This is a genomic window from Pseudomonas sp. A6, assembly GCF_052367875.1.
GTDB classification, from domain to species: domain Bacteria; phylum Pseudomonadota; class Gammaproteobacteria; order Pseudomonadales; family Pseudomonadaceae; genus Pseudomonas; species Pseudomonas citronellolis.
In genome coordinates this window covers 2,017,590-2,038,346 of the sequence record NZ_CP198970.1, presented here as the reverse complement: position 1 = coordinate 2,038,346, position 20,757 = coordinate 2,017,590, and the positions used below count along the sequence as shown (strand labels likewise).

At 68.6% G+C, this 20,757-nt stretch carries 17 protein-coding genes, 1 tRNA gene and 1 pseudogene; 6 read left to right on the top strand and 13 right to left on the bottom strand.

The features are described from left to right. Window positions 1-22: 22 nt before the first annotated feature. Both ACTWJ5_RS09255 and ACTWJ5_RS09250 read right to left on the bottom strand, forming a co-directional pair. Complete coding sequence (locus ACTWJ5_RS09255; protein ID WP_074979941.1) at window positions 23-706, bottom strand: DUF6901 family protein; 684 nt, start codon at window positions 704-706, stop codon at window positions 23-25. 66 nt (window positions 707-772) lie between these two features. After that, window positions 773-2,674, bottom strand: coding sequence for an ATP-binding cassette domain-containing protein (locus tag ACTWJ5_RS09250; protein ID WP_444438256.1), 1,902 nt, complete (start codon window positions 2,672-2,674; stop codon window positions 773-775). Window positions 2,675-2,869: 195 nt separating this feature from the next. Here ACTWJ5_RS09250 and ACTWJ5_RS09245 point away from each other — a divergent pair, with 195 nt between their 5' ends. Together ACTWJ5_RS09245 and ACTWJ5_RS09240 are read left to right on the top strand one after the other, a co-directional pair. After that, complete coding sequence (locus ACTWJ5_RS09245; RefSeq protein WP_444438254.1) at window positions 2,870-4,798, top strand: transglycosylase SLT domain-containing protein; 1,929 nt, start codon at window positions 2,870-2,872, stop codon at window positions 4,796-4,798. A gap of 588 nt (window positions 4,799-5,386) precedes the next feature. Beyond that, the gene (locus ACTWJ5_RS09240) at window positions 5,387-6,364 is read left to right on the top strand and encodes an IS110 family transposase (protein WP_444436200.1); all 978 of its coding nucleotides are present in this window, start codon (window positions 5,387-5,389) and stop codon (window positions 6,362-6,364) included. 50 nt (window positions 6,365-6,414) lie between these two features. Here the strand turns inward: ACTWJ5_RS09240 and ACTWJ5_RS09235 are convergent, their stop codons facing one another. From ACTWJ5_RS09235 to ACTWJ5_RS09210, 6 genes and pseudogenes are all read right to left on the bottom strand, one after another. Beyond that, window positions 6,415-7,224: an MOSC domain-containing protein gene (locus tag ACTWJ5_RS09235; protein WP_301500375.1), complete on the bottom strand. Its 810-nt coding sequence runs from the start codon at window positions 7,222-7,224 to the stop codon at window positions 6,415-6,417. A gap of 306 nt (window positions 7,225-7,530) precedes the next feature. Then, on the bottom strand, window positions 7,531-8,460 hold the full coding sequence (locus ACTWJ5_RS09230; RefSeq protein WP_074979952.1) for a chemotaxis protein CheV: 930 nt from the start codon (window positions 8,458-8,460) through the stop codon (window positions 7,531-7,533). Window positions 8,461-8,577: 117 nt separating this feature from the next. Next, a pseudogene (locus tag ACTWJ5_RS09225) lies at window positions 8,578-9,368 on the bottom strand (diacylglycerol kinase family protein). A gap of 58 nt (window positions 9,369-9,426) precedes the next feature. Next, window positions 9,427-10,989, bottom strand: coding sequence for an FGGY-family carbohydrate kinase (locus ACTWJ5_RS09220; RefSeq protein WP_444438251.1), 1,563 nt, complete (start codon window positions 10,987-10,989; stop codon window positions 9,427-9,429). A 41-nt stretch (window positions 10,990-11,030) separates the two neighbouring features. After that, on the bottom strand, window positions 11,031-12,614 hold the full coding sequence (locus ACTWJ5_RS09215; RefSeq protein ID WP_256514723.1) for a glycerol-3-phosphate dehydrogenase/oxidase: 1,584 nt from the start codon (window positions 12,612-12,614) through the stop codon (window positions 11,031-11,033). A 4-nt stretch (window positions 12,615-12,618) separates the two neighbouring features. Further along, on the bottom strand, window positions 12,619-14,214 hold the full coding sequence (locus ACTWJ5_RS09210; RefSeq protein ID WP_444438249.1) for an FAD-binding oxidoreductase: 1,596 nt from the start codon (window positions 14,212-14,214) through the stop codon (window positions 12,619-12,621). A 124-nt stretch (window positions 14,215-14,338) separates the two neighbouring features. On the opposite strand from ACTWJ5_RS09210, the gene gliR reads away from it, so the two are divergent. Continuing rightward, window positions 14,339-15,367, top strand: a complete 1,029-nt coding sequence (gene gliR / locus ACTWJ5_RS09205) for an AraC family transcriptional regulator GliR (protein ID WP_444438247.1) — start codon at window positions 14,339-14,341, stop codon at window positions 15,365-15,367. A gap of 422 nt (window positions 15,368-15,789) precedes the next feature. On the opposite strand, the gene ACTWJ5_RS09200 is transcribed toward gliR, so the two are convergent. After that, window positions 15,790-17,004: a molybdopterin molybdotransferase MoeA gene (locus ACTWJ5_RS09200; RefSeq protein WP_444438245.1), complete on the bottom strand. Its 1,215-nt coding sequence runs from the start codon at window positions 17,002-17,004 to the stop codon at window positions 15,790-15,792. Next, window positions 17,001-17,540: a molybdenum cofactor biosynthesis protein B gene (gene moaB / locus ACTWJ5_RS09195; RefSeq protein ID WP_009621330.1), complete on the bottom strand. Its 540-nt coding sequence runs from the start codon at window positions 17,538-17,540 to the stop codon at window positions 17,001-17,003. Before moaB ends, ACTWJ5_RS09200 begins: the two co-directional genes overlap by 4 nt. Window positions 17,541-17,609: 69 nt before the next feature. On the opposite strand from moaB, the gene mobA reads away from it, so the two are divergent. The 3 genes from mobA to ACTWJ5_RS09180 all read left to right on the top strand — a co-directional run bounded on the left by mobA (window position 17,610) and on the right by ACTWJ5_RS09180 (window position 18,743). Further along, window positions 17,610-18,197 carry a molybdenum cofactor guanylyltransferase MobA gene (gene mobA / locus ACTWJ5_RS09190; RefSeq protein ID WP_074979969.1) on the top strand — a complete coding sequence of 196 codons (588 nt, stop codon included), beginning with the start codon at window positions 17,610-17,612 and terminating at the stop codon, window positions 18,195-18,197. A 101-nt stretch (window positions 18,198-18,298) separates the two neighbouring features. Further along, on the top strand, window positions 18,299-18,520 hold the full coding sequence (locus tag ACTWJ5_RS09185; RefSeq protein ID WP_009621327.1) for a YgdI/YgdR family lipoprotein: 222 nt from the start codon (window positions 18,299-18,301) through the stop codon (window positions 18,518-18,520). A 146-nt stretch (window positions 18,521-18,666) separates the two neighbouring features. After that, a tRNA-Pro gene (locus ACTWJ5_RS09180) sits at window positions 18,667-18,743 on the top strand. Window positions 18,744-18,948: 205 nt separating this feature from the next. Here ACTWJ5_RS09180 and ACTWJ5_RS09175 read toward each other — a convergent pair. The 3 genes from ACTWJ5_RS09175 to ACTWJ5_RS09165 all read right to left on the bottom strand — a co-directional run bounded on the left by ACTWJ5_RS09175 (window position 18,949) and on the right by ACTWJ5_RS09165 (window position 20,726). Beyond that, window positions 18,949-19,824, bottom strand: coding sequence for an NAD(P)-dependent oxidoreductase (locus ACTWJ5_RS09175; protein ID WP_444438242.1), 876 nt, complete (start codon window positions 19,822-19,824; stop codon window positions 18,949-18,951). A gap of 81 nt (window positions 19,825-19,905) precedes the next feature. Further along, window positions 19,906-20,145, bottom strand: coding sequence for a glutaredoxin family protein (locus ACTWJ5_RS09170; RefSeq protein WP_074979974.1), 240 nt, complete (start codon window positions 20,143-20,145; stop codon window positions 19,906-19,908). A gap of 14 nt (window positions 20,146-20,159) precedes the next feature. Beyond that, window positions 20,160-20,726: a TetR/AcrR family transcriptional regulator gene (locus ACTWJ5_RS09165; protein ID WP_116424907.1), complete on the bottom strand. Its 567-nt coding sequence runs from the start codon at window positions 20,724-20,726 to the stop codon at window positions 20,160-20,162. Between the last annotated feature and the right edge of the window lie 31 nt (window positions 20,727-20,757).

The following is a 20,757-nucleotide window of genomic DNA, read 5'->3' as shown; positions in this document are numbered from 1 at the left end:
CCGTCGCGGCGGGCGCCTGGCTTCAGAACACCTCTCCCCCGCTCATCAATGCCGGGCGAACCTTCTGCAACTGCGCCTCCAGCGAATAGCTCATGCTCGAGGACATGGAGAAGAAGCTGAGGAAGGCCTTGAGGTTGGAGTCGCCCACGCAGCTGTCGTGGATGCGCTGCCAGAACGCCTGGTTGACCAGCTGCAGCTGCTGGTATAGGCGCACCAGCCCCTTCAGTTCCCAGTCGGCGTGGCGCCCCTCGCGGTAGTTGAAGTACTGGCGCATCAGGTACAGCGACACCGCGCGGGTGATGAACTCCTGGTTGCTGGCGAACGGCAGGTGCTGCTGGGCCATGGGCTTGAGCCGCCCCAGCAGCGGGCAGGCGCTGGTGGCCATGATCACCCCCAGCAGCGCCCGCAGGCCCTCCTCCAGGCCGACCTGCTTGTGGTACTCGCGCTCGGGGGTGCGCACCAGCACATCCACCTTCTTCAGCGCCGGCAGGCCGCGGAAATCCTCGATCACCCGGTGCAGGTCCACCGCCGCCGGGCAATACCTGTGCTGCTCGCGGGACAGCGGGCAGTTGCTGCACTGGTTGTGCTCCAGGCGCGTCCACGCCGGCGCCCCGGTGGCCTGCTCGCCATCGAAGCGGCGTTCCAGCTCGATGCGGTAGCTGAAGCCCTGTTCGTCATCCAGATTGATGCGGTACTCGATCGCCATGCCCTTCCCCAACTCGCCGATCGCCGCCACAGCGGCAGCCCCCGGGCACCTTCCCGACGGGGCAGGTCATTCTTCCAGTTCGGCCCAGCGCTCGATCAGCCGGTCCAGCTCGGCCTGCAGGCTGTCCAGGCGCTCCAGCACCACGCGGGTCTCCTCCGCCGGGCGCTGGTAGAAGCTGGGCGCCGAGATTTCTTCCTGCACGCCGGCCAGTTCGGCCTCCAGGGCGTCGATCTGCCCGGGGATGGCCTCCAGTTCGCGCTGCAGCTTGTAGCTGAGCTTCTTCTTCGCCGCCTCCGGCGCCGCGGCCGGTGCCGCAGTTGCCTGCGGGGCGGGCTCGGATTTCGCTGCCTTCTCCTCGCCCACGCCCAGCAGGCGCGGCGAACCGCCCTGGCGCAGCCAGTCCTGGTAGCCGCCGACGAACTCGCGCACGCGGCCCTCGCCTTCGAACACCAGGGTGCTGGTCACCACGTTGTCGAGGAAGGCGCGGTCGTGGCTGACCATCAGCACGGTGCCGTCGAAACTCAGCAGCACCTCTTCCAGCAGCTCCAGGGTTTCCACGTCCAGGTCGTTGGTCGGTTCGTCCAGCACCAGCAGGTTGGCCGGCTTGCTGAACAGCTTGGCCAGCAACAGCCGTGCCCGTTCGCCGCCGGACAGCGCCTTGACCGGCGTGCGGGCGCGCTGCGGGGAGAACAGGAAGTCGCCCAGGTAGCTCAGCACGTGGCGGTTCTGGCCGTTGATGGTGATGAATTCGCGGCCTTCGGCGATGTTGTCGATGACAGTCTTTTCCGGCTCCAGCTGGTGACGCAACTGGTCGAAATAGGCCACTTCCAGGCGCGTGCCTTCCTTGATGCTGCCGGAAGTCGGCTGCAGGTCGCCCAGCAGCAGCTTGAGCAGGGTGGTCTTGCCGGTGCCGTTGGCGCCGAGCAGGCCGATGCGGTCACCGCGCTGCAGCACCATGGAGAAATCGCGGATCAGCGGCTCGCCGCCGGGATGGGCGAAACCGACCTTCTCGGCGACTATCACCTGCTTGCCGGACTTCTCCGCCGTCTCCATCTGGAAGCTGGCCTTGCCGGTGCGCTCGCGGCGCTCGGCGCGCTCGTTGCGCATGGCCTTGAGCGCGCGCACGCGGCCCTCGTTGCGGGTGCGCCGGGCCTTGATGCCCTGGCGGATCCACACTTCCTCCTGGGCCAGGCGCTTGTCGAACAGCGCGTTGGCCGCCTCTTCCGCCGCCAGTTGCTGCTCCTTGTGCACCAGGAAGCTGGCGTAGTCGCCCTTCCAGTCGATCAGGTGGCCGCGGTCCAGTTCGAGGATGCGGTTGGCCACGGCCTGCAGGAAGGCGCGGTCGTGGGTGATGAACAGCACCGCGCCGGGGAAGCCGGACAGCGCCTCTTCCAGCCAGGCGATGGCGCCGATGTCCAGGTGGTTGGTCGGCTCGTCCAGCAGCAGCAGGTCCGGCTCGGCCACCAGCGCCTGGGCCAGCAGCACGCGGCGGCGCCAGCCACCGGAAAGCTCGGAGAGGGTCTTGTCGGCCGGCAGTTGCAGGCGCGTGAGGGTGGTTTCCACCAGTTGCTGCAGGCGCCAGCCGTCGCGGGCCTCCAGGGCCTGCTGGACGCGCGCCAGCTGGGTCAGGTCGTCCTCGCCCTGGATGTGCAGGCTCAGGTGGTGGTAGCGGCTGAGCAGCTCGCCGACCTCGGCCAGGCCCTCGGCGACCACGTCGTAGACCGTGCGCTCGTCGGCCACCGGCAGCTCCTGCGGCAGCTCGCCGATCTTCAGCGCCGGGGCGCGCCAGATAGCGCCGTCGTCGGGCATCTGCTCGCCCTTGACCAGCTTGAGCATGCTCGACTTGCCGGTGCCGTTGCGACCGATGATGCAGACCCGCTCGCCCTTCTCGATCTGCCAGGACACCTGGTCCAGGAGCGGCGTGGTGCCAAAGGCGAGGGATACATCGGTGAACTTCAGCAGGGTCATGGGGCATCTCCGGAAACTGGGGCCGCAGTGTAAGGGAAACTCGAAAAAAGTCAGAGCCTTGCACGAGCGCTGCGGCTGTCATCTTTTGTGCCCGACGGTAGCCCCACAACGCTTCCGCCGCCGCGGCGCAACAGGCTAAGCTTGTGCCTATCGGCGCCGGCCAGACTGCGCCACGAATCACTTTGCGGAAGAGTCATGCGCGGTCGCCTTTCACTATTGTTCTCCTGCCTGATCCTCACCCTGACCAGCGCCGCGCCGGCGCACGCTGCCCCGCTGCAGCAACAGCGGCAGATGTACGACGAGGCCAAGGCTGCCCTGGCGCGCAACGACAACGGCCCCTACCTGCGCTACCGCCAGGCCCTGGCGGATTATCCGCTGGAACCCTACCTGGGCTACGACGACCTGACCAACCGTCTGAAAAGCGCCAGCGACGCCGAGATCGAGGGCTTCCTCACCGAGCACGGCGACCTGCCGCAGATCAACTGGCTGAAACTGCGCTGGCTGCGCCAGCTGGCCGACCGCCAGGACTGGAAGACCTTCCTCAACTACTACGACCCGAAGATGAACTTCACCGAGCTGGACTGCCTGTACGGCCAGTACCAGCTCACCCACGGGCAGAAGGCCGCCGGCTACGAGACCGCGCAGAAGCTGTGGCTGGTGGGCAAGTCGCAGCCCGACGCCTGCGACACCCTGTTCGACCTCTGGCAGGCCGACGGCCAGCTCACCGAGGACATGGTCTGGAAGCGCCTGAAGCTGGCGGCCGAGAAAGGCAACTACGGCCTGGCCACCACCCTCGCCAGGCGCCTGCCAACCCTCGGCAGCCTCGGCGAGCTGATGGTCAAGGTGGCGCAGAACCCCGCCCAACTGAGCCAGACCGAACGCTTCAGCCTGCGCACCCACGCCATGGCCGACGTGGTCGGCCTGGGCCTGCGGCGCCTGGCCAAGCAGGACCCGGAGCGCGCCCTGGGCCTGCTCGACGGCTACGAGAGCAGCCTGCCGTTCACCGGCGAGGAGAAGGTCAACATCGCCCGGCAGATCGGCCTGGGCCTGGCGCGCCGCTATGACCCGCGCGCCCTGCCGCTGATGACCCGCTACGACCCCGAGCTGCGCGACAACACCGTCAGCGAATGGCGCCTGCGCCTGCTGATGCGCCTGGGCCGCTGGGAAGACGCCTACCAGTTGACGCGCCAGTTGCCCAAGGACCTCGCCGAGACCAACCGCTGGCGCTACTGGCAGGCACGCACCCTGCAGCTGGCCCAGCCGCAGAACCCGCAGGCCATGGCGCTGTACCAGCCGCTGGCGCGCGAGCGCGACTTCTACGGCTTCCTCGCCGCCGACCGGATCAACGCGCCCTACCAGCTGAACAACCGCCCGGTGAGCATCAGCCCGCAGGTGATGCAGCGCGTGCGCAACGCCGCCAGCACCCGCCGCGCCCTGGAGTTCTACGCCCGCGGCGACGTGATCAGCGCCCGCCGCGAGTGGTACTACGCCGCGCGGGTGTTCAACCGCGACGAACTGCTGGCCCAGGCCCGCATGGCCTACGACATGCAGTGGTACTTCCCGGCCATCCGCGCCATCAGCCAGGCGCAGTACTGGGACGACCTCGACATCCGCTTCCCGGTGGCGCACCGCGACAGCCTGCTGCGCGAAGCGCGCAACCGCGACCTGCACCCCAGCTGGGTGTTCGCCATCACCCGCCAGGAAAGCGCCTTCATGTCCGATGCGCGCTCCGGCGTCGGCGCCACCGGCCTGATGCAGCTGATGCCGGCCACCGCCAAGGAAACCTCGAAGAAGTTCGGCATTCCCCTGGCCGGGCCGCAGCAGTTGATAGTGCCGGACCTCAACATCCGCCTCGGCGCCGCCTACCTCAGCCAGGTGCAGGGCCAGTTCAACGGCAACCGCGTGCTCGCCACCGCCGCCTACAACGCCGGCCCCGGCCGCGTGCGCCAGTGGCTGAAGGACGCCCGCCACCTGTCCTTCGACGTCTGGGTGGAGAGCATCCCCTTCGACGAAACCCGCCAGTACGTGCAGAACGTGCTGTCCTACGCGGTCATCTACGGCCAGAAGATCGGCGTGCCGCAGCCGCTGGTGGACTGGCACGAGCGCTTCTTCGACGAGCTCTGACCGCCCCTTGGCGTAGGGCGGATAACCGTTCGCGGTTATCCGCCGCCTGACCTTCGCATCCGCGCACTGCGAGCGCGGGCCGGAGCGCCTTTCAGAATCGTGGCGATGGGTATCGCTTCGCTCGACCCATCCTACGGCGGTGTTTGCCGGAGAATGCAGGAGCGGACCATGTCCGCGATAGCCGGGGGTATCGGCGCGATTCGCGGATGAAATCCGCTCCTACCATACGGGCGGGCACGGCTCGCTCCTACGAAGAGCATCTCGGCGCAGTCGGCAAGACCGTTATTCCCAACGCCATTCCCCCTGTAGGAGCGCGCCCTGCGCGCGAAATCGCGGGCAGGGCCCGCTCCTTGTATGTCGACGACCCGCCATAACGGCGGGTAGTCTCCGGCTGATCACCGGAAGGAAGACCAGGAAGACGTGTCCGCTCCTAGGCTACGAGCCTGCACTGTAGATAGTCTCCTGCCTTCCCAATCCACTCGTGAGTCCGAACGGTATCTGGAGCCCCACCCCGGTGGTAGCTCGTATAGGCAAGGTTGGATGGAGTGGAGTGCTGATGATGTAAAGCTGTAAGAGGTAGCAGGAGTTATGGCCATCGTAGTTGGCGTGGATATCGCCAAGAAAACTTTCGACATTGCGGTTCTGCAGAGCAATGGCAAATACCGCACCAAAGGCAATCTGAGCAACGATCAGTCGGGCTTCAGCGTCTTTGACCAGTGGCTGCAAAAACATGCCGAGCCAGGGGCGTGGGTGGTGATGGAAGCCACCAACATCTATCACGAAGCTCTGGGCGATTATCTGTTGGCCCGGGGATATCGTGTCTGCGTGATGAATCCGGCACGTATCGCCAGCTATGCGCAAAGCCAGTTGCAACGGGTCAAGACCGACAAGGTCGACGCCAAGTTGATCGCCCTCTACGGCGCTCGGCATGCCGAGGATCTCCAGCTCTGGCAGCCGGACCCGGTGAGCGTGCGGCAACTCCGTGCGCTGGTACGGCGCTACGAAGAGCTCAAGGAGCTGTTCCAGATGGAAATCAACCGCCTGGAAACCGCCAAGAGCGACGTGGTGAAAGAGTCGATCCTGTCGGTCTCGGCCCATCTGGAACAGCAGATTGAACAGACGCTGGAAGCGATTCGCCAACATATCGACAACGATCCTGACTTGCGGGGCAAGCGCGATCTGCTGACGAGTATCGAGGGTATCAGCGACAAAACTGCAGCCCTGTTGCTGGCCGAACTTGGATCAATCAGCCGCTTCGAGAGTGCCCGGGCGGTCGTGGCTTTTGCAGGGCTCAATCCGAGGCTCAGGGAATCCGGTCAACACAAGGGCCAGGTGAGGATTTCAAAGATCGGCTCACGCCTCTTGCGGGCAGGCCTGTTCATGCCAGCCATCTGTGCCATGAGCCATAACCAGGCGATACGGGCACTGCGTTTACGGCTCGAGGAGAAAGGCAAAGCGGGTAAACAGATCATCTGTGCCGCCATGCGCAAGCTGCTGCAGATCGCCTATGGCGTCCTCAAGTCGGGCCAGCCATACAATGTGGAACTGGCCCTTGCTCGAGGCTAGGTGACACGGTATCTACAGGTGCGGGCGAAAGCCCATCCGCGGGAGCTGGATCACTCCAGGACTTCCACCGGCATGCCCACGCGCAGCTCGCCGCGGCCGAGGGGGAGCAGGTTCTGCCCGAGCAGCGCCTCGCCGTCCACCTGGCGGTACTTGAGCAGCGTCGCCAGGGGTTCGCGGTTGGGGTCGCGTTCGCCGGTGTGCGGGTCGATGGTGGTGAGGATGCAGCGGCCGCAGGGCTTGGCCACGCGGAACTCGACCTCGCCGATGCGGATGCGCTTCCAGCCGTCCTCGGCATAGGGCGCGCTGCCCTCCAGCACCAGGTTGGGGCGGAAGCGCAGCATCTCCAGGGGATGGCCGACGCGCGCGGCCAGGTCGTCCACCGAGGCCTGGCTCATCAGCAGCAGCGGGAAGCCATCGGCGAAATGCACCTTCTCGCCCGGCTCGGCATAGGCGGTGTCCACCTGCCGCGCGCGCTGCTCGGGGATCTCCACCAGCCGGCACGGGCGGCCGAGGAAGCGGCTCAGCCAGTCCGCCGCGGCCTCGCCGGCATCCGGCACCTGCAGGCTGTCGCGCCAGATGGTCACGCCGCGCAACGCATCGTCCACGCCGGGCACCGCCACCAGCAGGTCCTCCATGCCCGGCGCACGCAGGCGCAGGGCCTTGCCACCGTCCTGCCAGCGCGCCTCGATGCGGCCCAGCTGCGGCAGCAGGCGCTGGGTGAGGAAGCGCCCGCTGGAAGCCTCCACCGCCATCCAGCGACGGTCGCCCTGCAGGCCGAGGGCGTCCAGCCCGATGCGCTCCAGGGGCTCGAACTGCCCGGACTTGAGCGGGTAACGGTAGAGGGCGCTGAGGGTAATCATGCTGGCGGCTTCCTTGATGCGGCAAAGAAGCCGTTATACGGGGCGGGCCGGCGCCTAGCAATCGGCGCATCGCGGACCTGTCGGCGCGATTCGCGGATGAGATCCGCTCCTACGCCGCCCCACCCGCGCCATTCCCCTGTAGGAGCGCGCCCTGCGCGCGAATCGCGGGCAGGGCCCGCTCCTACAGGTGGTGAGCAGGCCGCGCCGGGATGCTCGCTCCTACGAGAAGCCGTGCCCGCCCGTATGGTAGGAGCGGATCTCATTCGCGATTGCGCCGGCAGGCGCCGGCGTTCACACCATCGCGGCTCAGGCCGGCAGCTTCTCCAGGCGCCGGCGGATCACGTCCACCAGCAGGTCCGGCTGGAACTTGGAGAGGAAGTCGTCACAGCCCACCTTGCGCACCATGGCCTCGTTGAAGCTGCCCGACAGCGAGGTGTGCAGCACCACGTAGAGCCCGGCCAGGCGCGGGTCGTTGCGGATCTCGGTGGTCAGGCGGTAGCCGTCCATCTCCGGCATCTCGGCATCGGTGAAGACCATCAGCAGCTTCTCGTCCATGTCCTCGCCGGCATTGGCCCAGGCCTGCAGCTGGCGCAGCGCGCGCAGGCCGTCGGTGGCCACGTGCAGCTTCAGGCCGAGCTGGCCGAGGGTGTCGCGCAGTTGGTTGACGGCGACGCTGGAGTCGTCCACCACCAGCACCTCGCGGCCGCTGGTCTGCGCCAGCAGGTCGTCGTCCAGGCGCTCGGCGGAGACGCGGGTGTTCATCGGCACGATCTCGGCCAGCACCTTCTCCACGTCGATGATTTCCACCAGGCGCTCGTCGATGCGGGTGATGGCGGTCAGGTAGTGCTGGCGCCCGGCCCCGCCGGGCGGCGGCTGCACCGCCTCCCAGTTGAGGTTGAGGATGCGCTCCACGCCACCGACCAGGAAGGCCTGCACCGAGCGGTTGTACTCGGTGACGATGATGGTGCTGCGCTCCTCGGGGCGCAGCGGGCGCATGCCGATGGCGTGGGACAGGTCGATCACCGGCAGCGTCTGGCCGCGCAGGTTGATCACCCCGCAGATCATCGGGTGGCGCTGCGGGATCAGCGTCAGGCGCGGCAGCTGCAGCACCTCCTGGACCTTGAACACGTTGATCGCGAACTGCTGCCGGCCGGCCAGGCGGAACACCAGGATCTCCAGGCGGTTCTGCCCCACCAGTCGGGTGCGTTGATCGACGCTGTCGAGAATGCCGGCCATGGGGGCTCCTGAAATCGGGATGAATAGCGTGTCGCTGTATCGGCCAGAATTCCGGCGACGAAATACTGGCGCAACGCCATCATGCCTCAGAAGCCCGTTCCGGGCCAGCCCCGGCGATCAGCCGCCGAGCAGCGGCGAGTCCGCCGGCAGATGCAGGCGCAGCGCCGCCGGACGCACCTCGAAACGCGCCCGGCGCGCCTGAAGGGGCTCGCCATCGAGATTGATCGCCAGGCCCTCGCCGGCCTCCAGTTCGAGCCACGGCAGGCGCGCGCGGACGAACAGCTCCTGCAGCCCGCCACCGCTGCCGAGCAGGCTGCCCAGGGCGGACAGCATGTCGCCCGGCGCCGGCAATATGCTGACGTCGAGCAGGCCGTCGTCGGCCAGCGCCTGGGCGCATAGCGGGTGCCCGCCGCCGGCCTGGCGGCCATTGCCTATGCCGCGCCGCCCAGGGCCTTCTTCAGGTCTTCGGAGGTGTTGGCCGTGACCGTGGAACCGAAGCCGCCGGTGGCCATGTTGAGGAAGATGCGCCTCTCCACCTCGCCCAGGTCGATGGGCCGCGCCACCTCCTCCAGCAGGCCCAGCGCCGCGGCCGGCTCCAGCGGGATGCCGGCGGCGCGGGCGAAGTCGTTGGCCGTGCCCAGCGGCAGCAGCGCCAGGCTGGCCGCGGCGTCGGCGCGGTACAGCGCCTCGGCCACGGCCCGCGCGGTGCCGTCGCCGCCGCCGGCGACCAGCGTCGGGTAGCCGGCCGCCAGGGCTTCGCCGACCAGGCGCTCGGCATCGCCCTCCTCCCAGGTGACCCGCACGTCCAGCCGCCAGCCGGCTTCGCGGCGCGCCAGCACCGCCGCGCGCACCTCGTCGTTGGCCGCCTGCTTGCCGTGCAGGATGAGCATCGCCTCGGGTTTCGCCATGGTCCTCTCCCCTCCTTGAAGTCCATTCACTATGGACCATCGAACCGGGGCGCGAAGTTCAGGCCGGGTAGCCGGTGATCTCGCGGATGCTCCGGTACAGCGGCTTCAGTTGCCGGTACATGCGCTGGTAGACCTCGCGGTACAGCCGCTCGTAGGTGCGCTGCGCCTGCGGGCGCGGCTGGAACACCTCACCGACGCGGGTCATGGCGGCGATGGCGGCGGCGAAGTCCGGGAACAGTCCCAGCCCCACCGCGCAGTCGATGGCCGCGCCCAGGCCGGAGGCCTCGTAGACATGCGGGCGCTCCGCCGGCAGGCCGAAGATGTCGGCGGTCAGTTGCATGGCCGCATCGCTCTGCGAGCCGCCGCCGGCCACGCGCAGGCGCTCGATACGGGTGCCGGAACGCTTCTCGATGCGCTCCTTGCCCTGGCGCAGCGCATAGGCCAGGCCTTCAAGAATGGCGCGGTAGATGTGCGCGCGGGTGTGCACGTCACCGAAACCGATGATCGCGCCCTTGGCTTCCAGGCCGGGTTCGCGGATGCCCGGCGTCCAGTAGGGTTGCAGCATCAGGCCCATGGAGCCGGGCGGCACCTGTTCGACCAGTTCGTCGAACAGCTTCTCCGGCTCCACGCCCAGCTCGGCGGCACGCTGCATCTCGCGCAGGCCGAACTCGCGCTTGAACCAGCTGACCATCCAGAAGCCGCGGTAGATCATGACTTCGGTGTTGAAGTGATCGGGAATCGCCGCCGGGTATGGCGGGATCAGCGGGATGGTCTCCAGGTAGCGCGCACGGGTGGTGTTGATGGTCGCCGTGGTGCCGTAGGACAGGCAGGCCACGCTGGGCTCGATGGCCCCGGCGCCGAGCACCTCGCAGGCCTTGTCGGCGCCGGCGGCGATCAGCGGCAGGCCTTCGGGGATGCCGGTGTGGCGGCTGGCCTCGGCGCTGATCGCGCCGAGCTTGGCGCCGGGCTTGAACAGCTCGGGCAGTTGCTCCTGGCGCACCTTCACCGCCTGCCATTTCCAGTCCCGCGGGGCGGCCCACTTCAGGCGTTTGTAGTCGAACGGCAGGTAGGCCACGCTGCATGCCAGGGAGTCGACGAAACGCCCACACAGACGATGGGTGAGGAAGCCGGACAGCAGCAGCACCTTGTGCGTGGCCGCGTGCAGCTCCGGCTGTTGTTGCGCCACCCAGTTGACCTCGGCCTGGCTGCGGAAGTAATCCACCGCGCCCTCGGCGCCGGCCAGCTTGAACAGCCAGCCCCAGGGCCCCTTGATGCGGCCCTCGACTTCCGCGCGGCGCTGGTCCAGCCAGAGGATCGCCGGGCGCAGCGGCTTGCCCTGCCCGTCGACATGAATCACGGTGCCGCGCTGGGTGGTCAGCGACACGCCGCGGATCAGCCTGCGGTCGATGCCGCTCTGCGCCCAGAGCAACTGGCAGGCCTCGCCGAGCTTGGCCCAGTAGTACTCCGGGTCCTGCTCGGCCCAGCCGGGCTGGCTGGAATAGTAGGCCTCCAGCTCGACCTTGCCCTTGCCCACCAGGTTGCCGGCGAGGTCGAAGAGCAGCGCCCGCACGCTCTGGGTGCCGTTGTCGATGGCCAGCAGGTAGCTCTTGTCGTTATCCATTGCACGCTCTCGGTCTTCTTGCGGCTTGCCGCTCATGGCTTTCAGCTACCCGACAGGGCCGGCAAGCTGTAGCAGCGCCGCCAAAGCTCCAGGTAGGCGCGCTCTTCTTCATGCCAGCGCCCGTCGTCCCAGCCCAGTCGCGCCTGGCACAGCGCGCGGATGGCCGGCAGTTCGCCGGCGCCGCCGTTCTCCAGCAGCAGGCCCAGGCGCGTGCGGCGCAGCAGCAGGTCGTCCAGGTGCAGCACCAGCTCGCCTTCGGCGGCCCAGGCCAGTTCGGCCCACAGGCAGTCGCTGTCGCCCACTCGCCCGTTGCCGATTTCCGCCAGCAACCTCGCCAGTTGCGGCAGGTTGCGGCCGTGGCGGCCGGCCAGGCGCCGCCGCTGCTGCGGACCCAGGCCGGGCAGGTCGACCTCGGGCACTGCGGCAAAAATTGCTGAGCCGCTGTCCTCCAGCGTCTTGCCAAGCATGGGCGCGCAGGCCTGCAGCACTTCCAGGGCCAGCAGGCGGAAGGTGGTCAGCTTGCCGCCGGCCAGGGTCACGCAGCCGGGCTCCTGCCACAGGGCGTGCTCGCGCTTTTCGTCCGAGGGTTTCTTCTGCGCCGCGCCGCTGCTGACCACCGGACGCACGCCGGCCCAGGTCGAACGGATGTCGGCCCGGCCGATGCACGCGGCGGGGAACTGCTGCGCGCAGGCGGCCAGCAGGTAGTCGACTTCCTCCTCGCTGATGCAGGCATCGCTGTCCAGGCCGTCGCCATGGTCCAGGTCGGTGGTGCCGACCACGCTGGCGCCTTCCCAGGGGAAGACGAACACCGGGCGCCGGTCCGCCGCGTGCATGAAGCTGAAGGCGTGAGCCACCGGCAGGCGCCAGGCCGGCAGCAGCAGATGGCTGCCGCGCAAGGGGCGAATGTGCTCGTCGCCTTCCCTGCGGCGCAAGCCGTCGGCCCAGGCGCCGGTGGCCAGGGCCACCGCGCCGGCGCGCAAGGCGAAGCGCTCGCCGCTTTCCCGGTCCTCGGCCAGTAGGCCGGTCACCCGGCCGCCGTCCCGGCTCAGTTCCAGCACGCGCAGGCCGTTGAGCGCCTCGCCGCCGTCGGCACGGGCCTCGTCCAGCACGCGCATGACCAGGCGGGCGTCGTCCACCACCGCATCGGCGAAGCGCGTGCCGCCCAGCAGGCCATCCTCCTTCAGCCCCGGCGCCAGGTAGCGCAGTTGCTGCAGCGGGTAATAGAGGTGGTTGCGCTTGCCGGCCAGGGCGTCGTACACGGCCAGCAGGCCGCCGAACACCTTCGGCCCGGGGAAGCCGCCGCGGTAGTGCGGCATGATGAAGCTCAACGGTTCCACCAGCCCCGCCGCCTCGCCGAGCAGACGCTGGCGCTCGCGCACCGAGTCGCGGGTCAGGCCGAACTGGCCCTTGGCGATGTAGCGCAGGCCGCCGTGGACCATCTTCGAGGAACGGCTGGAAGTGCCCCAGGCGAAGTCGCGCTGTTCCAGCAGCAGGCAGCGCCAGCCGCGCCGGGCGGCCTCGCGGAGGATGCCGGCGCCGGTGATGCCGCCGCCGACCACGATCAGGTCCCAGTCGCGCCCGGCCAGTTCTGCCAGCGCCTGCCGACGCCAGGCGGCGTTCCACATGGCGTCAGTCCTGCAGCAGGGTGCCGGGGTTGAGCCGGCCCGCGGGGTCGAAATGGCCGGCCAGGGCGCGCAGGGTGGCCATGCCCAGTTCGCCCTTCTCCAGCGCCAGGTAGGGCGCGTGGTCGCGGCCCACGCCGTGCTGGTGGCTGATGGTGCCGCGGTTCTCGACGATCGTCCGGCTGGCGGCCTGCTTGAGCCGGCGCCAGCGCTCATGGGTGGCGGCATAGCTGGACGCCGGGCGGAACACGTAGGTGGTGTAGATGCTGGAGCCTTCGCCATAGACGTGGGACAGGTGGCTGAACACGTGCACCCGCTCGCCCTCCGCCGCCAGGCCGTCGTGCAGGCTGGCCTCGATGCGCTGCATCAGGTTGTCGACGTTGCTCCAGTCGGTGGCGGTCTCCAGGGTGTCCACCACGTAGCCGGCCTGCCAGAGCGTCTCGCGCAGGTAGGGCGAGCGGAAGCGGCTGGCTTCCCACTTGCGCCCCAGCAGGGTGCCGGTGAACACCCCGCCGAAGCCCTTCAGCTGGCGCCGCGCGAGCTTCAGCGAGGCGACGTTCTGCGCGCGGCTGCCGGTGACGCCGAAGGTCAGCATGCACTTGCCCTCGCCCGCCCCGCGCCACTTCAGGTAGCGCTCCAGCCAGGCGATCTGCCCGGGATGGCCGGCCAGGGTCAGCTGGGTGCGGGTTTCCACCGCGTTGGACAGGCGCAGCATGGACAGTTGCACCCGCGCCTGGGCCAGGCTGCGGATGGCCGCCAGGCCCTGTTCCCAGGACGGCAGGAAGACCACGTAGAAGCGCTCCTGCTCGGCCAGTCGCGAGACGCGCACCTTGACCGAGGAGATGACGCCGAAGCGGCCCTCCGAGCCCAGCACCAGCTCGCGCAGGTCGGGGCCGGCGGAGGATGCCGGGAAGGTGGGGATTTCCAGCGGCCCGGCGAAGGTCTCCAGGGTGCCGCCGGCGAACAGTTGCTCGATGCGCCCGTAGCGCAGCGATTGCTGGCCGCTGGAGCGGCTGGCCACCCAGCCGCCGAGGGTAGACAGCTCCCAGGACTGCGGGAAGTGGCCGAGGGTGTAGCCGCGGGCGCGCAGCTGGCTTTCCACCTGCGGGCCGTTGGCGCCGGGGCCGAAGGTGGCCACCAGGCTCTCCTCGTCCAGCTCCAGCAGGCGGTTCATGTGCGCCAGGGAAACGGTCAGCACCGGCTTGTCGGAGGCCGGCGGGTTGATGTGCCCGGCCACCGAGGTGCCACCGCCGTAGGGGATCAGCAGGCAATCGGTGCGTTCGGCATAGCGCAGCAGTTCGCGGATCTGCTCGGCGCTCTGCGGGTAGGCCACGCCGTCGGGGAAGCGGCCGAACTCGCCCTCGCGCATGGCCAGCCAGTCCGGCAGGCTCTGGCCGCGGGCGTGCAGCAGGCGGTCCATGGGCTCGCGAAGCAGCAGCGGGTGCTCGGCCAGGCGCGAGGCCGGCACCTTGGCCAGCACGGCGTCGAGGCTGGCGTCGGGCAGCGCGAGGCCGGGGCCGATCTGCTCGGCGAGAAAGGTCCGGCCCGAGCCGGGCAGTTCCATCGAAGTGCTTTCCTCACCCCAGCCATTCCAGCGTCGCATGCCTGCCGTGCTCCTGTTCCGGTCGCTCGCAATGGCTGCCTATACTAGTCGGCCGCCCGGGCCTGTCACTGTCGGATCGGGCCAGCGCCAGTCGCCAATAGAGCCACCAGAACAAGAGCGCACCATGCACGCCCTCGGCTATACCTCCGTACCCGCCCTGCTCAAGTACCTGCGCCAGGCCGAGCACCTCGGCCTGGACGTCGACGCCGCCCTGCGGGCCGCCGACCTCACCCGCGCACAGCTGGCCGACAACAGCCAGCGCCTGCCCAGTGAAGCCCACGAACGCCTGCTGGGGTATTTCTGCGAACACGCCGACGACCCGCTGTTCGGCCTGCACGCCGCGCGCTTCGTGCAGCCGGGCTCCTGGAGCGTGCTCGGCTACATCACCATGAACTGCGCCACCCTGGGCGAGGCGATGAACCGCATCATTCCCTACGAGAAGCTGGTGGGGGACATGGGCGTGAGCCGCGTCGAGCCGGGCGACGGCCACGTGCGCCTGGTCTGGAACTGCCGCCACCAGGCCGCCGAAATCCGCCGCCACATGGTGGAGAACGTGCTGGCCTCGTGGCTGCTCTACGCGCGCTGGATCGCCGATTTCGAAGGCTCGCCCGAGGAAGTCTGGTTCGAGCACGCGCAACCGGCCGGCACCGAGCTGGCCGAGTACGAGCGGCTGTTCGGCTGCCCGGTGCGCTTCGAGAAACCCTGCAGCGCCCTGCTGGTGCCGCTGCCCCTGCTGGCCTTCCCGCTGCGCCAGGCCGACGCCAACCTGCTGCGCACCCTGGAAGAACACGCCCTGGCCATGATGGCCGAGCTGGACGACGACGAACCGCTGCCGCTACGGGTGAAGAACGCCCTGCGCCTGCTGATGAAGGACGGCCTGCCGCGCAAGGAACGCGTCGCCGAGCGCTTCGACATGACCGTGCGTACCCTGCAACGCCACCTGCAGCAGGCCGGCACCAGCTACCAGCAGATCCTCGACACGCTGCGCCAGGAACTGGCCGAGCACTACCTGCTGCACAGCGACCTGCAGATCCAGGACATCGCCCAGTACCTGGGCTTCACCGAGTCGCGCTCCTTCCACCGCAGCTTCAAGGGCTGGACCGGGGAGACGCCGGGGGAATACCGCCAGCGCCATCGGCCGGCGGCGGGGTGAGTAGATTCGCGGGCAGGTGCCGGGTGTCCCCTGTAGGAGCAACTGTCTTGCCGGCCGCGCCGGAGTGCTCTTCGTAGGATGGGTTGAGCTTGCGAAACCCATGCGGTGGCGGTGATGGGTATTGCTTCGCTCAACCCATCCTACGGGGCCTTGTGTTTGCCGGAGGTGTAGGAGCGGGCCCTGCCCGCGATTCGCGCGCAGGGCGCGCTCCTACATGGAATGGTGCGGGAGGAGTGGATCTCATCCGCGAGTCGCGCCGATATCCTCGGCTATCGCGGACAAGGTCCGCTCCTACATTACCGGCGAGCACGGCTTTTCGTAGGAGCGAGCTTGCTCGCGAACAGACTCCGCTGCTGGGCTCATTCGCGAGCAAGCTCGCTCCTACGAAGAGCACCCCGGCGCAGCCGGCAAGACAGTTGCACCTACAACAGCACTTCGCTCAGGGGAATGAAGGGCACCATCTCGCCCTCTTCCAGTGTCCGCCCCTCGCGCACTTCCACCAGGCCATCGGCCCAGGCGGCGCTGCGCAGCACGCCGGAGCTCTGGTTCGGGTAGATCAGCGCACGGCCGTTCTCCAGGCGCGCGCGCAGGTATTCGCGGCGGTTGCCGGCGTGCTTCCAGGCGAAGCCGGCGGGCACCTCGAAGCGCAGCGGCGTCACCGCCTCGACGCCCAGGCGGCGCAGCAGGTAGGGGCGCGCCAGCAGGGCGAAGGTGACCAGGGTGGAGGCCGGGTTGCCCGGCAGACCGATCACCGGCGTCCCCTGGTAGTGGCCCACGGTCAGCGGCTTGCCCGGCTTGATCGCCAGCTTCCACAGCGCCAGCTCGCCGGCCTCGCGCAGGGCCGCGCCGAGGAAGTCGGCCTCACCCACGGAAACGCCGCCGGTGGTCAGGATCAGGTCGGTGCCGCCCTGCGAGCCGAGCACTTCGCGGGTCTTCGCCAGGTCGTCGGGGAGGATGCCGGCATCTCGCACCTCGCAGCCGGAACGCAGCAGCCAGGCCTTCAGCACGGCGCGGTTGCTGTTGTAGATCTGCCCGGTGCGCAGCGGCTGGCCCGGCTCCACCAACTCGTCGCCGGTGGACAGCAGCGCCACCCGCGGCTTGCGCCGCACGTTCAGCACGGCCTGGCCGAGCGAGGCGGCCAGGCCAAGCTCGATGGCGCCCAGGCGCGTGCCGGCGGGCAGCACCTGGTCACCCTGGCGGGTCTCCTGGCCCTGCGGGCGGATGTGCTGGCCGAAGCGCAGCGCTTCGCGGAAGCGCACGCGGCCGTCCTCCAGCACCTCGACGTTTTCCTGCATCTCCACGCAATCCGCGCCATGGGGCACCGGCGCGCCGGTGAAGATGCGTGCGCAGGTGCCGGGTTGCAGCGGCTCGGGGGCGATGCCGGCAAAAATCTTCTGGCTCACCAGCAGCGGCTCGCCCTGCCAGTCGGCCAGGCGCAGCGCGTAGCCGTCCATGGCACTGTTGTCCCAGGGCGGCAGGTCCAGGCCGGCCAACAGCGGCTCGGCCAGCACGCGGCCCTCGGCCTCGCCCAGGGAAACCTGTTCGACTTCCGCGATCGGCGCCTGGGCCGCCAGCGCCATCAGCCGCGCCAGGGCTTCCTCGACCAGCAGCAGGCCGGGCTTGTCGCAGCAGCTCATCCGCGGCTCTCGCAGGGCGCGGCCTGCTTCAGGTGCGGCACGAAGTTGCACGGGCGGTGGCGGGCGTCCAGTTGCTCGGCGAGGATGCCATCCCAGGCGGTGCGGCAGGCGTTGGTGGAACCCGGCAGGCAGCACACCAGGGTGCCGTTGGCCAGCCCGGCCAGGGCGCGGGACTGTACGGTGGAGGTGCCGATGTCGGCCACCGAGATCTGCCGGAACAGCTCGCCGAAGCCGTCCACCAGCTTGTCCAGCAGGCAGGTGACCGCCTCCGGGGTGCTGTCGCGGCCGGTGAAGCCGGTGCCGCCGGTGACCAGCACCACCTGCACCTGCTCCTCGGCGATCCAGGCGGCGACCTGGGCGCGGATGCGGTAGAGATCGTCCTTCAGCAGCACCCGCGCGGCCAGGTTGTGCCCGGCGGCGGTGAGGCGGTCGACGAACAGCTGGCCGGAGGTGTCGGTCTCCAGCGTGCGGGTGTCGCTGACGGTGAGCACGGCGATGTTCAGCGGCACGAATTCGGGCGTGGCCAAATGGCTCATGGACGGTGTCCTTGCTTGAGAGACGGGGATGCCGGTGTTATATCACAGGCCCGTTCCGGAGACCTCGCCATGCCTGACGCCACCCTGCCGCCCTGTTCCGTCCTGCTGCTCGCCGGGGGGCGCGGCCAGCGCATGGGGGGGCGCGACAAGGGCCTGCTGGAATGGCGCGGGCGGCCCTTGATCAGCTACCTGCGCGAACGCGTGCGCCCGCTGAGCGACGACCTGATCATCTCCTGCAACCGCAACGCCGACATCTACCGGGCCTACGCCGACCAGTTGGTGCACGACGACACCCCGGACTACCCCGGCCCACTCGCCGGCATCCGCGCCGGCCTGCAGGCCGCCCGCCACCCCTGGCTGCTGGTGCTGCCCTGCGACGCCCCGCTGTTCGACGAAGAGCTCATCGAACGCCTGCGCCAAGCCGCCGCGGCACATCCAGAGGCACCGCACATGCTGTACGACGGCGACCACTGGGAACCGCTGTTCTGCATCCTGCCCAAGGCCCTGGCGCCACAGCTGGAAGCCGCCTGGCAACGCGGCGAGCGCAGCCCGCGCCAGGTCCTGCTACCCCTGGGCGCGCGTCCCGTGGCCTGCGCCAAGGGGGACCCCCGCCTGGCCAACCTGAACTCCCCCGAACTGCTGAACGGCCCGAGCTAGACAGCCGATACACTGTCTTTCGAGAATTTCCCGGGAACTTTGCCACTACTCTCCCAGTCGGAAACTCCGAACAAACCTCGATTCGTACAGGAGATATACGAATGATCAATCGCGCGCTCCCAGCTTTCCTGCTCGTCCTGGGCCTTGGCGCACTCGCTGGCTGCTCCAGCCCCAGCGTCATCACCCTGAACGACGGCCGCGAGATCCAGTCCGTCGACACGCCCAAGTACGACGACGACACCGGTTTCTATGAATTCGAACAACTGGACGGCAAACGCGTACGCGTGAACAAGGACCAGGTGCGTACCGTCAAGGATCTCTGATCCCCGACCTCCAGCACCAGGGCGCCCCGCCGGACTCCGAGTCCCGCGGGGCGTCGGCTTTTTCGGGGGGCGGAAAATATTTCTGAAAAAATTTTCGCTAACCCCTTGTGCATCAAAAGTTTTTCGGTAGAATGCGCGCCATCAAACGGAGCGTAGCGCAGCTTGGTAGCGCGTCTCGTTCGGGACGAGAAGGTCGCTGGTTCGAATCCAGTCGCTCCGACCAATTCCCGAAAAACCCGCCTTAACCGGCGGGTTTTTTATTGCCTGCGATTTTTCCCGGCAGGCATTTCCCCACCCGCGAATCACGCGCTGGGCGCGCGCCTACATGCTGTCCGGGAGAGCGTAGGAGCGGATTTATCCGCGATTCCGCCGGCAAGGCCGGCGCGCATGCCATCGCGGACGGAGTCCGCTCCTACAAGTGCCTGGCTTCAGGCCTGCCCGGAGCGGCGCATCGCCACCTGCGCCAGCGCCGCCCAGTCCCGTTCGCCGTCGCCCTGGGCCACCGCTTCCAGCAGGTTGTCGCGCAGCACGCTGGCGAACGGCAGCGGCACGTGGCAGCTCTGCCCCGCCGCCAGGGCCAGGCCCACGTCCTTCAGGCCGAGCACCAGGCGGAACGCCGCCGGCTCATAGCGCTGCTCGGCGATCAGCGCGCCGTAGTTGCGGTACACCGGTGCGTTGAACAGAGTGCTGCCCATGATGTCCAGCAACTGCGCGGACTCCACGCCGAAGCCCTTGGCCAGGGCCGAAGCCTCGCCCATGGCCTCGATGGCGCTGGCGATCATGAAGTTGCCGGCGATCTTCACCGCCGCCGCGCTCAGGGGAGCGTCGCCCAGCGGCCAGGTCTTCTGCCCCATCAGGTCGAGCAGCGGCTGCACTTCGGCGATGGCCTCGGTGGGCCCGGCGGCGAGGATGTTGAGCTTGCCGGCCTCGGCCACGTCGGTGCGGCCGAACACCGGCGCGGCGATGAAGGCGACGTCGCGCTGGCGATGGCGCTCGGCCAGCTCGCCCACCAGGGCCACCGACAGCGTGGCCATGCTCAGGTGGATCAGCCCCGGCCGCGCCGAGTCCAGGGCGCCGCTGTCGAGGAGCACCGCACGGGTCGCGGTGTCGTCGGCGAGCATGGAAATCACCACGTCGGCATCGAAGGCCGCGACCGGGTCGGCCGCCGCCAGGCCGCCCAGGGCCAGCAATGGCTCCAGCGCCGCCGGCGAGCGGTTCCACAGGTGCACCTGGTGACCGCCGCGGATGAGGTTCGCGGCCATGCCGGCGCCCATGCCGCCAAGACCGAGGAATCCGATTTTCATAAGTGCTGTCTCCAACGAAAGGGTACGACAGCGCAAGACTGACACAGAGCAGCGCCAGGCACAGAAACGTCGGAGGAAAAATCAGCAGCGCAAAAAAGCAGCTACCTGTTCGGCGTCGAACGGCCAGTTCAGCTCCGCTCCCGTGTCACAGCGGCGCAGCACCGGGATGCTGAGGCCGTAGCGCTCGACCCATTCCTCGCGGTCGGCGATGTCGATCAGTTCCACCAGCAGGCCGTGCTCGACGAAAGGCATCAACACCGCTTCCGCCACCTCGCACAGGTGGCAACCCAGGGTTCCGAACAGTTGGCATTCAGGGCCCATCGTCTCCTCCCCCGTCAATGGCCGGCCTGGCGCAGCAAGGTTTCCGCCACCTCGCGCGCTTCCAGGGCCTGGTCGGCCGGACCGTGCATGTGCGCCATGACCAGCACCCCTTCCAGCAAATATTGCAGCTGCCGCGCCAGCTTGCCCGGTTCGTGCACGCCGAGGGCCTCCAGTTGGCGACGGAAGAACGCCTCGATGAAGCCCTTGTGCTCGGCGGCCTGGCGGTGGATCGGGTGCCCGCGGTCATGGAACTCGGCGGCCGCGTGGATGAAGGCGCAACCGCTGAAGCCGTCCTCGTGCAGGTAGCCGTGCAGGTTGTCGAAGACCGCCAGGATGGCCTCGCGCGGTGCCCGCCGCGGTGCATCGCCGAAACGCCGCAAGGTGCGCGCATGGCGTTCCTCCAGGGCGGCCATGATCAGCTCGTCCTTGGACTTGAAGTGCTTGTACAGGGTCATCTTGGCCACCCCGGACTCGGCCAGGATGCGGTCGATGCCCGTGGCGTGGTAGCCCTCGCGGTAGAACAGGTCAAGGGCGGTATTGAGCAACTGCTCGCGCTTGCTGGAAGCCTTGCTGGACGTCATGGGCACCTCCTGGGCGGTCATTATGCGCGAG